Genomic DNA, 15,243 nt, shown 5'->3' on the forward strand with positions numbered 1-15,243 from the left:
GTCATTTTGATATTTTTTAAATCAAGTCTGGATGCAATAATGCCCTGTAGTTTCCTGTCTTAGATAGTTTTTTACTATATATAGCTATAATAATATCATTAATATTTTTTATTTCACTTTCATGTTCTATGACAACACCATCTGGTTTAAAGCCAACTAGCATTCCATTTTCTGTACCTAAGGCCTCATAGGGAATTACTCTTAATCTTGTCACCCAAGCCGTATTATTTATAGAAGTTGCTATATCATTAAAGTTTGGAAATTTTGATGTCATAAATATCTTATGGGTATCTAAAGGCAAAAGATTGAGTATTGCATCAAATTCAACAATCATTACTGGATGATTAGAAATAGGATCTATTAATGAGTTTCCCGTATCTACCATGCCTACTAACTCAACAGCCTCGCCATTCATTTTGATTTTTACCTTCATAAATATTTTATCCTTTGACAGCTGTTTTTGAATGTATCCCCAACAAAAATTGATTAATATATAACCTATTCCACAGGATATAATTATGTTTTTGATTGAAATATTTGTTATATAGAATATACCATTACTAATAACTCCATTAAAGTTTGTAAAATAAAAAAGTGCAAAGCCTGCCCCACCAAAAACCATAGTGATAAAATAAAAAATGCCTAATAATCTAAAAAAGTCTTTAAACCGATAGGGTGTAAAGGCTATAACTATAATTAACATAGAGCAAGCAAACTTCATTACAAATGAAAACAAAAAGTGTAAAGATGGAAAGAAAATTATAAAGGCATACAATGCACCTACTGATGATGCTATAACCAGCTTTATTTTTTGGGGTATAGCCTTTCCAAATTTTGATGTTAATGAAAGAATTAAATAGTTCATAATAAAATTCTCTAGAAATACATATTCAGCATATACAATCAATTATATCTCCTCCCAAAGATAGGGAAATATTGCTTTATTATAGAAGTATTCATGTGATTATTTCTTTATGTCTATTATATAGGATGATAATTTATTTTTTTGTCAATTTATAGGGTCGAAATATTTCTTTGTAAATAAAAAAACCTGTTATGTTAAATAAACAGGTTTTATCACTTATAATATTATGTATTTTTGTTGCTTTAATAAAACTTAACCCTTACTTTATTATGGGGAAGAGTTAGTATTTAATATTATTTTTTTCTTCTTAGAAAAATTGGTATATCTAGGTCATCATTTTTTGAATTCTCTTCACTTCCTGCTGCAATCTCTCTTGAAGACACATTCAATATAGATTTTCCTTTTTTATCTATCATTTTCATAAGGTCTTTTTCAAAGCCTGTAGCAATTACTGTTATTCTTATTTCATCCTTTAACTCTTCATTAATTACTGCACCAAAGATAATATTTGCATCCTGGTCTGCTGCTTGAGTAACTAGCTCAGCAGCTTCATTAACCTCAAAGAGACCAAGTCCAGATCCACCAGTAATATTAAGTAGTACACCCTTAGCACCTTCTATAGACGTTTCTAGCAATGGACTTTGTATGGCTTGTTTTGCTGCCTCAACAGCTCTATTTTCACCACTGGCTCGTCCAATACCCATGTGGGCTAAGCCTTGCTCCAGCATAATTGTTTTAACATCTGCAAAGTCCAGGTTAACTAGACCTGGAACAGCAATTAAATCGGATATACCTTGTACACCCTGCTTTAATACATCATCTGCTATTTGAAAAGCTTCAAGCATTGTAGTTTTCTTCTCTATTACCTGTAAAAGTCTATCGTTTGGTATTGTTACCAATGTATCTACACGACTTTTAAGCTCTTCTATTCCTTGTTCAGCGTGGGTTAATCTACGCTTACCTTCAAAGGTAAATGGTTTAGTAACAACACCTACTGTAAGTATACCCATCTCTTTAGCTATTTCTGCAACTATAGGGGCAGCACCTGTTCCTGTTCCACCACCCATACCAGCTGTAACAAAAACCATATCTGCTCCTTGTAGTAATTTATATACATCCTCTCTACTTTCTTCGGCAGCCTTTCTTCCTACTTCTGGATTAGCACCTGCACCTAATCCCTTAGTAAGCTTTTCTCCTATTTGAATTTTATGCTCTGCCTTAGAGGTGAATAAAGCTTGTTTATCTGTATTAACTGCAATAAATTCTACACCCTTTAATCCTGACTCTATCATTCTATTAACGGCATTGTTTCCACCACCGCCTACACCAACTACTTTTATTTGTGCAAATTGTTCCATATCTACATCAAATTCTAACACAGTAACTACCCCCTCGTTATGTATATAATTAGAACAAATTATCTGTAATTCTAGCTGTATAATCTAGAGAAACTTGTCCATTCTTCAGTAATTGCTTAGATACTTACACATATCTTTCTAACACTTTAACATATTGCAGTAAATTTATCTAGGGACTTATGTACTAAAATATGACAAATTTAGATGCTAGTGTTTTTTATGTATAAATTATAATGATTATTTAATTCAACATAAATTATTGATTTCCTTTTTTTCTAGCTGAATAAAATATTATTTTTCCAGACTAAATCCAGAAAAATAAAACCATTAACGGTATGATTTACCACATTAACCTCTTTTGGTATTTAAAAGGTATCGTCTTATTATTGCAAAATTATGAAACAAGCGATTTCCAAATGCAAATATTGCTGCATAATATAAGGGTACACCAATTCTATCACCAATATAGGCTAATAGACCAGCTAAAATAGCATTACCAAAAAAGCCTGAAACAAAAATTTGAGTATTAAATTTATCCTCCATATTTGACCTCAATGCACCAAATACAGAGTCTAATGCAGCTAATATAGCTACTGAAATATATAAAGAATATGCTGCAGGATAAGTTATTGGCAGATAAAGGCCAAGAATAATTCCTATAGCAAGACCAATTAAAGCAATTATCAAACTATTCACCTTCCCTTACTTTAGAATATTTCATTGTTAGTTCACCATTATATTTTGAAATTCTAACCCTTGGACTAGTCTGTGATTCAACTCCTATGTTATAAAAATCCTTTAATAATGCTCCATGGGAATCTGGGGCCTTAATTGCAGCATCTAAGGTGATGGGATCACCAATAGCTACAATGATAAATGGTTGACCATAGGTATGATTATTAATGGTGATTGTTGGTCCAGTACATTTTATCTCGGAGGTATGGATTATTCTTTGACCATTAACTGCTATGGCTTCTGCACCAGCTACCTTTAACTCATTTATAATCATTAAAACATCCCGCTGATGAATTAATAAATCATTAGGATCTTCTCCCTCATAAAGCTCTCTTGTACTATCACTAAGCTTTACAATTATACCAGGTCCTTGTAGGTCGGTAACACCAGCCAACATCTTTACTTGATCTAATTCAGTCTTTAGAACATCTTTTATACTTCCTTCTTCAAAAATAGCTTTTTGGTACTCATTTAAACGCTTTTCTCTTTCAATCAATAGGTCTTTTAAATTACTAATTTCATTTAACTCTTTATCAATTTCATTTTGAATGTCGCTCATTGTTTTAAGACTAACAAAGCTATAGTCTTCTTTGACATTTTTTATTTGAAAGGTCATAAAGAAACCAAATAAAACAAAGATAATAAGTATTTTTAGTCTTATAATATTATTATTCATTCAATAAGCCCCCATGCTTCTATTGACTTTCCTCTATTGGCTTTGCATACTTAAAATGTTGTGGTTTGTCATATTTAAGTATTGCTATATGATCTTCTTTATTGACCTTTATGTTAATTCTATCCTCCTGCCTCAGCCTCCAAACCAAGTCAAACCTCATATTTAAAGCTGCTTCTAAGGTTTCTGGGTTGCCTATTGCTTTTATTGTAAAGGGAGGTGACATTGGCTGGGAGTTTATATGGATTTGATTAGAATTTAAAAATATCTCTGTTGTTGAAACATATCTTTGATCATTTATTGATATAGCTTCAGCCCCTGCTGCATTTAGCTTGTGAATTAGCTCCAGTAAAATATCATAATTATACATAATATATCTACTTACTATACCTTCACTTATATGCTGATCTTCAATTGTAATGGTAACCCCTGGTCCTTCAACAGAATGGTCTCCCGCTAGTATCTTATACTTTTCTAAATCCTTTTCCAGGTTTTTTATTATAAAATTTTCGTCCTCCTTAAATATTTCATACTCTCGAAGTCTTTTTTGCAGCTCTGACAGCTCATTATTTAATCTTTCATTTTCTGATTTTAGTTGTCTTACTTGATAGGCTCTTATGGAGGTAAAATCTCCTCCCTCGTCTGTATGGGAAACCATTACTTTGAACTGCATAGACAAAGCAATACCAGATAATATGCATAGGATAATAACAACTAGCTTGCCCTTTTTATCCATCATTGCTCTCCTCCTGAATTTCCCTGTCCTTTACTGTAATATGTTCATAGCGCATATCTATTATCACATCTCGCTTTTCCATAGAATATAGCTTTACTAACACTTCCTTTAACGAAAGCATTTGATATACAGGATCTTTACTTAAGCCTAGCATTACTTCAATCCCGTCGGTTGTAATTAGACGCAAATTATCTGCTTCCTTTATGTTTATTTCTGATATAGCATCAAGCATATCCCCCAGCTTAGCTGCTTCTACTAGCCTAAGTCCATTAACTAAGCCAGTATCTTCAGTTGCTATTATTCTTTTACCAAGCTCAAGGCTTTCGATTTTCAAGCCTGTTATTAGGGGTAGCTCATTTGATAAATAGCTGTCACTTATTTTAAGTACAACGCCTTCCATATCTACATAAAGAAAAGAACCCATATATGATATTATAGCATATTCTTTTCTCTCCTTCACATTGATAATTAATGTATTAGGTAATTTCCTATTTACAGTTGCCACTTTTATATATGGATGGGATTCTACTTTTGCTTTTATATCCTTTAAATCATATTTAAAAATATTTCTATTAAATATCATTTGGGAGACATTAATTACTTCCTCTTCTGAGCAAATAGAGTTCCCACTGACTTCTAAAACCTTTACATTCATAAGGTCTGATTGTAAAAGTCCATATATTCCCCAAAGCAAAAACACTATTAATATAAGAATTAATGAAAAGGTGCCCCTTATTCTTCTTCGAATTCTTTTTTTACTTTCCCTTTGCTGACTTCCCATAATATCATTCCTCACTAATAACATGTCCAAATAATTGCCAACTCAAAAGCAGTACTAGACTGCTTTGGATTGTATATTATATTCCTATTATATCAGAAATTAGTCTTGAATAGGTGTATCACGTTTTATAATTTTACCACCAAGACCTTCTATAATTCCATGAATATTATCATATCCTCTATCTATATGCTTAATATTCTCAATTATGGTTTCTCCCTCTGCTGCAAGGGCAGCTAATATTAAAGCAGCTCCACCTCTGAGGTCTTTTGCAGTAACCTTAGCACCAGTTAACCTCTTTACCCCTTTAATAAGTGCTATACGTCCATTAACCTTTATATTAGCCCCCATTCTTGTAAGCTCTTCAGCATGCTTAAATCTGTTTTCAAAAATTGTTTCAACAAATATACTTATTCCATCTGCAACACTCATCAATGCCATCATTTGAGACTGCATATCTGTTGGAAAGCCTGGATAAGGTAAGGTTTTAAGGGAATCTATAGAAATTAGCTTATCTGGTGCCTCTAAAGAAATAGCTCTGTTTTTAACATCAACTCTACAGCCGCTTTCCCTGAGCTTATATATAACAGATTGCAGATGCTCAGGTATTACATTGGTTAATTCTATTTTACCCCCTGTGATGGCGGCAGCAACTAAGTATGTACCTGCCACTATCCTGTCTGGAATAATTCCATGCTCAACATCATGTAGTTTTTCTACACCTTCGATTGTAACTGTTGCAGTACCTGCTCCCTTTACCTTACCACCCATTCTGTTGATAAATCGCTCTAAATCAATTATTTCAGGCTCTTTTGCAGCATTTCTAATTATTGTTGTTCCCTTTGCAAATACAGCAGATAATATAATGTTTTCAGTTGCTCCAACGCTAGGAAAATCCAATTGTATTTCTGCACCCTTTAGCTCTTTTGCTTCACATATTAAAAATCCATGCTTCTCCTCTATATTGGCACCTAATTCTCTTAAGGACCTAAGATGTAAATCTATTGGTCTCGGTCCAATCTCACATCCACCTGGTTGTGATAACATATTGAACCTTTAAATGACCAGTGAACTGTAGCTTCAATGTATGAATCTGTTGCGAAGGTCTGTTTTATCATTATTCTATCTATTAACGCTTCTATATCATCTCTACATATTTCCAAGCTATTGATTTTGTTCTCCAAAAACATAGGATCCTTCATTTCATCTTCTATTTGCTGTCTGTTATTCTTTTTTTCATGTAAGCTCTCTAGTGTTGCCTCCATTATATTAATGTCATTATAGCCTTCCCTTACAAGTTCCTGGTAGATATCATGTTTTAGCTGATTCCTAGCCCATAGCTTTATATAGTTTTTTATTTCAATTTTTTTACTATCTATATTAAAACAAAGTTTATTGATTCTTTCCTCCAAGTTAGAGGTTGCTTTTTTTAAGCTAATTATTTTGCTAATGATGTTCTGTTGATTAATATTTCCACCTAAAAGTAGGCTTTTAATCTCTTTATTTAATGCCTCTTTCAAATTATCCTGAAGGATAAAATGTGTAGTACATGCTTTTTTTCCATATTTGTGGTACTGTCCACAATAATATGCAATAGAATTATTTTTTCTTTTTCTTGCAATCATATAGCTACCACATTCATTACAGTATAAAAAGCCTGAAAAAAGATTTATACCTGAATTACCACCTCTTATAAGTCTCTTGTTTCTTCTATAATTAACTTCCATAGCCAGTTTAAACTCATTTTTTGATATTATTGAAGGATGATGATTTTCATGAACTATTTGTTTTTCTTCCTCCACCCTATAGGATGCACCTTTTATGGTTTTCTTCATTGTTTTACCACATCTTAATACACCTATATAAATATCGTTATTAATAATTCTTTGAACATGTACATTACTCCATTTCCCAGAGGTTTTGAACTTCCCCCCTTTTTTCTTTTTTAAATATTGGGAGGGTGTTGGAATTTCCAATGTGTTTAATTTTTCGGCGATTTTCCTATACCCTAAGCCATTTATGTATAGCTTAAATATTTTTTTTACAATCTCTGCCGCCTCATCATCAATAATCAACCTATGCTTATTGTTGGGGTCTTTAATGTAGCCATATTGACTTTTAACAACTAAGCCTTCATTTTTTTGCTTGCTTCTTATGTTTTCTGTTATTTTTCTACTTATATCTTTGATGTACATTTCATTATACCAGGTACGAATACCAAGTATATCATCACTATCTCGGTAACTATCATAGCCTTCTGTAGCTAAAATCAATCTGATATTTCTTTCCTTTAATAGCTCAAAAAAAAGCAGTGTTTTCGCATTATGCCTCCCTACTCTTGAACTATCCTTTGTAATTAGTACGTCAACCTCACCCTGCTGTATTTTTTCAGTTAACCTATTTAATGCTGGTCTTTCAAAGATATAACCTGATACATTATCATCTTCATATATGGCAAGTACACTATAGCCTAGCTCCTTAGCTCTTTCCATTATTATATTTTTCTGTTGTAGTATTGAACTATAGTTTTCTTTATCCTCATCTCTGGATAATCTAACATAGCCATATACCCTCAACCTTATCACCCACCATAGGGACATTAAGCCTCCTTTACTCCTTTAATAGCTTCTTTATCAGCAATTCCTCCAATAGCTTTTGCATATCTTTTTTACCTGAGTAATCATGCTTAATTATGAGCTTATTTTTATTGCTTTTCCCATAAGCTTTTTCACTTTTCAAATCTACACCTCCTATTCTAGCTTCTATAATTAAGCATATGCTTTATTGCCATTGTCCTATTAACATTATAATTCTATATGTAGTTGAAAAAAGAGAATTTGATAATATCAAATTCTCCACTAAACTAAATCTTTATATCTCCAGCAGTCTTTTACCTTCTTCCTCAATGAACTGATTTGTATAAAGCCTATAATAATATCCTCTCATTTTAATTAATTGCTGATGGTTACCAGATTCAATGATTTCTCCTTTTTTAATAACCAATATCCTATCGGCTGAGCGAATAGTCGATAGTCTATGGGCAATAATGAAGCTGGTTCTTCCTTTTAGTATTTTACTAATTGCTTTTTGTATCATCTGCTCTGTTTCTGTGTCAATTGAAGATGTGGCTTCATCTAGTACAAAAATCTTAGGATTAGCTAATACTGCCCTTGCAAAGGATATTAATTGCTTTTCGCCAGATGATAGCAAGCCACCGCCTTCGCCTACCTGGGAGTCATAGCCCTTTTCTAGCTTCATAATAAAATCATGGGCATTTACTAGCTTTGCTGCTCTAATTATCTCCATTTCACTTGCATCTAACCTTCCATATCTAATGTTTTCCTTAATAGTTCCACTAAATAGATGGGGGCTTTGTAAAACATACCCTAAGTTAGATTGTAGCCATAATTGAGATCTTTCCCTATAGTCTACCTTATCAACAAATATTTTTCCCTTTGTTGGCTCATAAAATCGACATGCAAGATTTACTATTGTGCTCTTGCCAGAGCCTGTTTCTCCTACAAGAGCGATAGTTTCTCCTGCCTTAACCTCTAAATTAAAATTCTCTAAAATTGGTTCTTCTGGGTTATAGCTAAAGGATACATTCTCAAAGACTATATCGCCCTTTATAGTATCCCAATTTTCTTTTACAGGTGTAAATGAATCACCGTATTGCTTTATAACTAAAGCTGAATCTTTTATTTCTGGCTCAGTATTAATCATAGACATTACCCGTTCTGCCGATGCATGGGCCGACTGAATTTCTGCAAATACCCTTGCAAGCTCTCTAATGGGTTCAAAAAACTGTATTGTATAGGAAATAAATGCAACAAGAGTTCCATAGGTTATACCCATCCTTGCTACCTCAATTCCTCCAAACCAAAGAGCCAAGGCTGTTCCAATGCTTCCAAAGGTTAATACTATAGGCAAAAATAAAGAGGAAAATATAGCAGCCCTTATAGATGCAGCCCTCATGCCTTTTGTAATATCAGTGAACTCCTCTAGGTTTTTTTCTTCCCTTACTAGAACTTTTGTAGTTTTAGCACCTGTTATTCCTTCATTAAAGGCACCGGTTATTCTGGAGTTGATTTTTCTGACACTTCTATACTCCTTCAATATCTTTTTTTGGAAATACAGGCTAGTAAATATTAGTATTGGTATTACTGATAGAGATATTAATGCAAGCTTCCAATCTAAAAACAGCATAACCACAATTATAGCAGCCATTTTAGTAAAGCCCCAAAAAATATCAACCATACCCCATGAAATTATTTCACCAAGCCTAGTTATGTCAGATGTCATTCTAGCCATTAACCAGCCGACTGCCTTATTATCATAATATGATAAGGAAAGCTCCTGTAATCTCTTAAAGCCTTTTTTTCTTATATCATATGTTAGGTTAGTTTCAATTTTTCCTGCTATAGAGATAAAAAACCAAATATTACTTGATAGCATAACCACCATAGCTGCATATAGGAGAATAAACTTTGGAACCTCTGATATTTTCCCCTTATAAATGAACTCATCTATGGCATATAAAGTCATTAGTGGAAAAGCTGCTTCTATTACTGCCACCAACACCATTGATATAATTAACAAAGCTACCGATTTTTTCATTGGATAGGTGAACTTAAATATTTCCCACCATAGCTTAAAGTCAAACCTTTCGTTATAATCCTGCTCCTGCAATTTCATCATTTTTTATCATCCTGCCTTTACAAGTAAGAGTCTTACTGCTAGCTTGATTTTTCTAAAATATTACTCTCTAAATTTTGTAGCTTCCAAATTCTATTATATAAGCCATTATTACTTATAAGCTCATTGTGATTGCCTATTTCAACGATTCTACCCTTTTCAAGCACCAAAATAATATCCGCCTCAGAAATAGTAGCTATTCTATGGGAAATAATAAAGGTTGTAGCTTTATTTCTCCTTTTTTTTAAGGCACTTCGTATTGCTGCATCAGTTTCGGTATCAACTGCACTTAAGGAGTCGTCGAACACTATAATAGGACAATTGATAATCAATGATCTAGAGATGGCAAGCCTTTGTTTTTGTCCTCCTGAAAGGGATACCCCCCTCTCTCCTACCAATGTTTCATAACCCTTGTCAAAGTCTAATACTACATCATGTATTGCTGCCACCTTTGCTACATTAAATACCTCTTCATCCTCAGCTTCCACCCTACCTAATTTAATGTTATCCTTTATTGTTCTTGCAAATAGAAAGGGTTCTTGTAGTATCAGTCCTACATTTTTTCTAATCCATTTTTTATCTATTTCCTTTAGCTCTATTCCATCTATTTTAATTGAACCTTTTTGATAGTCAAAAAGTCTTGCTAATAAATGAACTAAGGTGGTTTTACCTGCCCCAGTTGGACCAAGTATTGCTACTGTTTTACCTTCCTTTACATCAAAGCTAATATCATTTAAAACTGGTTTTCCCTTCTCATATTCAAAGGTTACATTTTTAAAGGATATATTACCTTTAATCTTCGGATTTTCTCCCTTCTCCTCCATTTTTTCCTTTTTCTCTGCTAGTATTTCTCCTATTCTGTCTAGTGAAACCATTGCCTTACCTAAGTCTGTAATAACTCTTCCCAATTGCCTTATTGGCCATAGCAGCATTCCAACATAGGTATTAAAAACAACCATTGTGCCTAGAGTTATTCTACCTGTATATGTCCAATACACACTGGTGGTTAGCACTATACCCATTTGAATCATGCTTAGTAGGTCTGATACAGACCAGTACCAAGCAAACAAACGTATTAATTTGTAGGTTAAATCTCTATTAACAATATTTTTTTCATCAAATTTATCTACTTCATAGGCCTGTCGTCCAAAAGCTCTAACAACCCTTAAGCCAGTTAAGTTTTCTTGAAGTGTTGATGACATTTTACCCTCTGCCTCTTCCATTAGCTTAAATGCCTCCTTAACCTTAACAAAGAAAACAACTGTGAAGACAAAAATAACAGGTATTAATGACATTGATATTATTGTTAAGGTAGCATCCATAGGCACCATAATGTATATAGTAAATAACAGCATAAATAATGCGCTTCCTATTTCAATGGACTGAGTTGCTAAAAACCTTCTTATAATTTCTACGTCTGAAGTACACCGTTGAATTAAATCACCTGTTTCTGCCTTTACATGATAATCATAGGAAAGGTACTGAAGATGATCATATACCTGATCTCTGATGGTTTTCGCAACAGCCTCTGCTGCTTCTGCAGACCATTTTCCCTTAAAGTATAAAAAAATTCCTCTAATAATCGCAAAGGCAACTATTATTATTGCTGGTATCCACAACTTATCCTTTAGAGCTTCTACTCCCCCTATGCTAACAATAACATCTTGTATCACCTTAGGTGCTTGAAGTTCTTTATCTCCAATTACAGAGTCTATTGTTGTTTTGATAATTAATGGTGCTGCCAAGCTAAACAATGTGGCTAAGCCAATACTAATCAATGCACCAAAGTAACGACTTCTATTACCCTTTAAATAATTCCATAACTGTTTTATATTCTTCAATTTAGACCCCCCTTGCCATTAAGCAAATTAGTTTTGTAGTAGATTTTCTTCTTTGTGCAGAAAAAAAGCCTAGAAAGCAAAGCTGCTTCCTAAGCGTATTATATTAGACTTTAAACGATAATAAAGTCAGCAAATATAAAAGCCTAGGTAAGCATCCCCTTACCTAGGCTGAATTATCAAATTAATCAGTCTATTAGTAAAGATGATTTCTTTCCTTAATTAACAGGTTATTTAATTTTGGACATACTTCACCCTTGTTAAAGCCAAAAATTGGAGAAATTACTGGTAAAACTATTCTTCTATTGTCACTGTTAACTAAAGTATTGATAATCATCTATTCACCTCCTAATAATTTCTATTCTGTCACAGTAAAATTATACCATAGTATTATTTATCATACAAACTTTTTTTTATGGAATTTTTTTATTTTTTTTAATTTTTTTATTACTTTTACATTTTCTATTTGATTTTGTGTTTTTAATTTTTCACTTTTAACTTTTAATTTTTAATTATATCTTCTTGTTTTCAATTTTAAATTTTCAATTATTATTTTTTGTTTGCATTTTTAACTTTTAACTTGGTTTTGTGTTTTCAATTTTTCACTTTTAACTTTTAATTTTTAATTATATCTTCTTGTTTTCAATTTTCCATTTTCCATTTTCCATTTTCAACTTGGTTTTGTGTTTTTAATTTTTATTATTTATGGTTTTTCACTTATTACCTATTCCTTATTACTTATTCCCTATTCCTTATTCCTTATTCCTTATTCCCTATTCCTTATTACTTATTACTTATTACTTATTACTTATTCCCTATTCCTTATTCCCTATTCCTTATTACTTATTACTTATTCCTTGCCTTTAAGGTTCAACATTCAATATGTAATACTACCCACCTGGATAGCTAATTTTAACTTTTCCATATCTTGATAGCATTGCTCCTAGGAAAATAATAGATGAACGCATCTCTCTTACAAGGCCTTCTGGAACCTCATAGTTGTTCAATCCCTTTGAATCAACCACCAGCGCATTGTTTTCCCTTCTTACTTTACATCCTACTGACCTTAATATTTTTGTCATAGTGATTACATCAGATAATCTTGGAATATCATGAACTACATTCATTCCACCATTTAGTATTGTTGCTGCTAAAATAGGAAGTACAGAATTTTTTGCTCCGCTCACCTTTACTTCCCCAACTAATTTATTTCCTCCAAGGATTTCGTACCTACTCACCAGTTGGTCACCTCCAAAGTTTCATTATTTATGTATTATAATTGGCTCTACCATAATAAAAATACCAAATATATAAACATATTATGCAGAAAGCTTGAAGGTGTTACTTTTCTATTTTATTAGCTTAAGAATTTCCTTATAAATTAAGTCTATAGCTTCTACGGTTGAAGCGTTAGAGCTTGCTTTCTTCATAGAATCATAGAGCTTTTTATCGGTTATAAGCATATTAATATTTTGAAGTAGTATGTCACTTGACAACTGTTTTTCCTTAATCATAACTGCCGCTCCTACCTTTTCTAATGCCTCAGCATTATACTCCTGATGATTTTCAGCTGTGTGGGCTTTAGGTATTAAAATAGCAGGCTTTGCAGCAGCAGTAACCTCTGCTATCGTAATTGCTCCTGCGCTACAAATTATTACATCACATGCTTTCATTGCATAGGGCATATTATTTATGTAGGGCACTACCTGATGATTTTTATCTAATTTGATCGTCTTTAGTTCCTCTAAAACCATATTATAATGCCTTTTGCCAGTTGCCCATAAAAGCTGAAAGCTTAAATTATTACCACTTGATTCCAGCATAGCTAAAACCGCATTATTTATTTTAGAAGAGCCACCACTTCCACCTACTATTAAAATCAATGGCTTGTGGCTTTTGTATTTTAACTTGGCCTCCTCCTCAGTAACAGTCATAAAGTCTGTTCTAATTGGATTCCCTGTAACTACAACTCTTTCTTTGTTTTTAAAAAATTTTTCTGCTTCACTAAAGCTTAGTAGAACCTTATCCACGTGTTTTGATAAAATACGATTTGTAAGCCCTGGAAAAACGTTTTGCTCGTGAATTAGTGTTTTAAAGCCCATTTTGTTGGCTATGTAAAGAACTGGTCCACACACAAAGCCTCCAGTTCCAATCACTATATCAGGCTTAAAGCTTTTTAATATTCTTCGTGTCTGCCACATACCCTTGATTAGCTTAATACCAGTTTTAACATTATGCAGTGATATTTTTCTTTTTATATAGCTTATTGTAATATACTCCATTTTAAATCCTGCTTTTGGAACTATTTCATTTTCTAAGCCTTCCCTTGTACCTATAAATAAAATCTCTGCGCTAGAGTTTGATTCCTTTATTTTATTAGCAATTGCAATGGCTGGGTAAATATGTCCCCCTGTTCCTCCACCACTTATAACAACCTTCATCTAACTCATCTCCTAACGGGATTAATATATCTTGAAACATTCAATAGAATACCTGCTATAGCCATGAAAATAACAAGGGTATTTCCACCATAGCTAATAAAAGGCAGTGGCATTCCCGTAACAGGCATTGAAGAGGTGGCAACTGCTATATTGATTAATACTTGAACTGTAATCATACATATAATCCCTGTTGCCATTAAGCAGCTTAGCATATCAGGTGCATTTATAGCTATTCTTATACCCCTCCATATAAGAATTAAAAACAATAAAAGTATGGTGACACTGCCTATAAAGCCTAACTCTTCTCCTATAATTGCAAATATAAAATCATTTTGTGGCTCTGGTAGATAAAAATGTTTTTGTACACTTCTCCCTAAGCCTCTGCCAAACAAGCCCCCAGACCCCAAAGCTAATAATGATTGAATCACTTGAAAGCCTGTATCGGTTGGATCTGCCCAGGGATCTAGGAAGGCAATTATACGTTGAGCCTTATAGGTTTTTCCAGTTACAAAGAAATAGGTAATCATAGATGCAATTGCACCAATTCCTGCAAGGGATAATCCAATAAAATGCCATAGCTTCATGCCACCAACAAACACCATAGACATTATTATTACTGCCACCACAAAGGCAGTGCTGAAATCTGGTTGTAAATATATTAAAATAAAATATAAGCCAATTATTAATAGATAAGGCAAAACCCCGTGGGTAAAGCTCTTAATTTTTTCTTTTTTCCGCGTAATGCTGGTTGATATATATACTATAGCAGCAAACTTAGCAATTTCAGATGGCATAATACTAATTGGTCCAATATAAATCCATCTTTGAGCATGATTAAGCTCTGTTCCTAAGGGGGTTAATACAGCTATTAACAAGCCAATACTTGCAAAAAATAGTGGATTTGCATACCGTTCCCACTTCCAATAGGGAAACCTAGCACAAAAACCCATTGCAGCTGTCCCAACCAAAGCCCACATCAGCATTCGCTTTAAAAAGTGATAGCCGTCGTTTCTATTAACTAAAGCATGGGAGAAGCTTGAGCTAAACACCATAATAATTCCAATGGACACAAGTCCAGCTACCGTTAAAATAATCATGGAATCGTAGGGAGCCTTCTTTTTCAT

The 15,243-nt window shown here is 33.1% G+C and carries 15 protein-coding genes; all 15 read right to left on the reverse strand.

Features of this window, described 5'->3' with window-relative positions:
* Positions 1-16: 16 nt before the first annotated feature.
* Positions 17-907 (reverse strand): sigma-E processing peptidase SpoIIGA, encoded by an 891-nt coding sequence (gene spoIIGA, locus F8154_RS01410; RefSeq protein WP_151859805.1) that lies wholly within the window; start codon positions 905-907, stop codon positions 17-19.
* A gap of 251 nt (positions 908-1,158) precedes the next feature.
* Positions 1,159-2,244: a cell division protein FtsZ gene (gene ftsZ / locus F8154_RS01415; RefSeq protein WP_151859806.1), complete on the reverse strand. Its 1,086-nt coding sequence runs from the start codon at positions 2,242-2,244 to the stop codon at positions 1,159-1,161.
* Positions 2,245-2,571: 327 nt separating this feature from the next.
* A complete protein-coding gene (locus F8154_RS01420; RefSeq protein ID WP_151859807.1) occupies positions 2,572-2,910 on the reverse strand; it encodes a small basic family protein in 339 nt (112 codons plus the stop codon).
* A 1-nt stretch (position 2,911) separates the two neighbouring features.
* Positions 2,912-3,634, reverse strand: a complete 723-nt coding sequence (locus tag F8154_RS01425) for a DUF881 domain-containing protein (RefSeq protein WP_151859808.1) — start codon at positions 3,632-3,634, stop codon at positions 2,912-2,914.
* A gap of 19 nt (positions 3,635-3,653) precedes the next feature.
* Positions 3,654-4,370, reverse strand: a complete 717-nt coding sequence (locus tag F8154_RS01430) for a DUF881 domain-containing protein (protein WP_151859809.1) — start codon at positions 4,368-4,370, stop codon at positions 3,654-3,656.
* Positions 4,360-5,163, reverse strand: a complete 804-nt coding sequence (locus F8154_RS01435) for a cell division protein FtsQ/DivIB (RefSeq protein ID WP_192930105.1) — start codon at positions 5,161-5,163, stop codon at positions 4,360-4,362. The genes F8154_RS01430 and F8154_RS01435 overlap by 11 nt, the downstream gene beginning before the upstream one ends.
* Positions 5,164-5,247: 84 nt before the next feature.
* Positions 5,248-6,192 carry a UDP-N-acetylglucosamine 1-carboxyvinyltransferase gene (gene murA / locus F8154_RS01440; protein WP_151859811.1) on the reverse strand — a complete coding sequence of 315 codons (945 nt, stop codon included), beginning with the start codon at positions 6,190-6,192 and terminating at the stop codon, positions 5,248-5,250.
* Positions 6,147-7,745, reverse strand: coding sequence for a recombinase family protein (locus F8154_RS01445; RefSeq protein WP_151859812.1), 1,599 nt, complete (start codon positions 7,743-7,745; stop codon positions 6,147-6,149). The genes murA and F8154_RS01445 overlap by 46 nt, the downstream gene beginning before the upstream one ends.
* A 10-nt stretch (positions 7,746-7,755) precedes the next feature.
* Positions 7,756-7,884, reverse strand: a complete 129-nt coding sequence (locus F8154_RS15465) for a hypothetical protein (RefSeq protein ID WP_279237156.1) — start codon at positions 7,882-7,884, stop codon at positions 7,756-7,758.
* A 132-nt stretch (positions 7,885-8,016) separates the two neighbouring features.
* Entirely contained in the window at positions 8,017-9,843 is a 1,827-nt protein-coding gene (locus F8154_RS01450; protein ID WP_151859813.1) for an ABC transporter ATP-binding protein, read from the reverse strand.
* Between the two features lie 38 nt (positions 9,844-9,881).
* Entirely contained in the window at positions 9,882-11,681 is a 1,800-nt protein-coding gene (locus F8154_RS01455; RefSeq protein WP_151859814.1) for an ABC transporter ATP-binding protein, read from the reverse strand.
* A gap of 193 nt (positions 11,682-11,874) precedes the next feature.
* On the reverse strand, positions 11,875-12,015 hold the full coding sequence (locus F8154_RS14955; RefSeq protein ID WP_192930106.1) for a hypothetical protein: 141 nt from the start codon (positions 12,013-12,015) through the stop codon (positions 11,875-11,877).
* 553 nt (positions 12,016-12,568) lie between these two features.
* On the reverse strand, positions 12,569-12,916 hold the full coding sequence (locus F8154_RS01460; RefSeq protein ID WP_151859815.1) for a UDP-N-acetylglucosamine 1-carboxyvinyltransferase: 348 nt from the start codon (positions 12,914-12,916) through the stop codon (positions 12,569-12,571).
* Positions 12,917-13,027: 111 nt separating this feature from the next.
* A complete protein-coding gene (murG, locus tag F8154_RS01465; RefSeq protein WP_151859816.1) occupies positions 13,028-14,119 on the reverse strand; it encodes an undecaprenyldiphospho-muramoylpentapeptide beta-N-acetylglucosaminyltransferase in 1,092 nt (363 codons plus the stop codon).
* Between the two features lie 5 nt (positions 14,120-14,124).
* Entirely contained in the window at positions 14,125-15,243 is a 1,119-nt protein-coding gene (gene ftsW, locus F8154_RS01470) for a putative lipid II flippase FtsW (RefSeq protein WP_151859817.1), read from the reverse strand.

The organism is Alkaliphilus pronyensis, from assembly GCF_009017275.1.
Classification (GTDB): Bacteria; Bacillota; Clostridia; order Peptostreptococcales; family Natronincolaceae; genus Alkaliphilus_C; species Alkaliphilus_C pronyensis.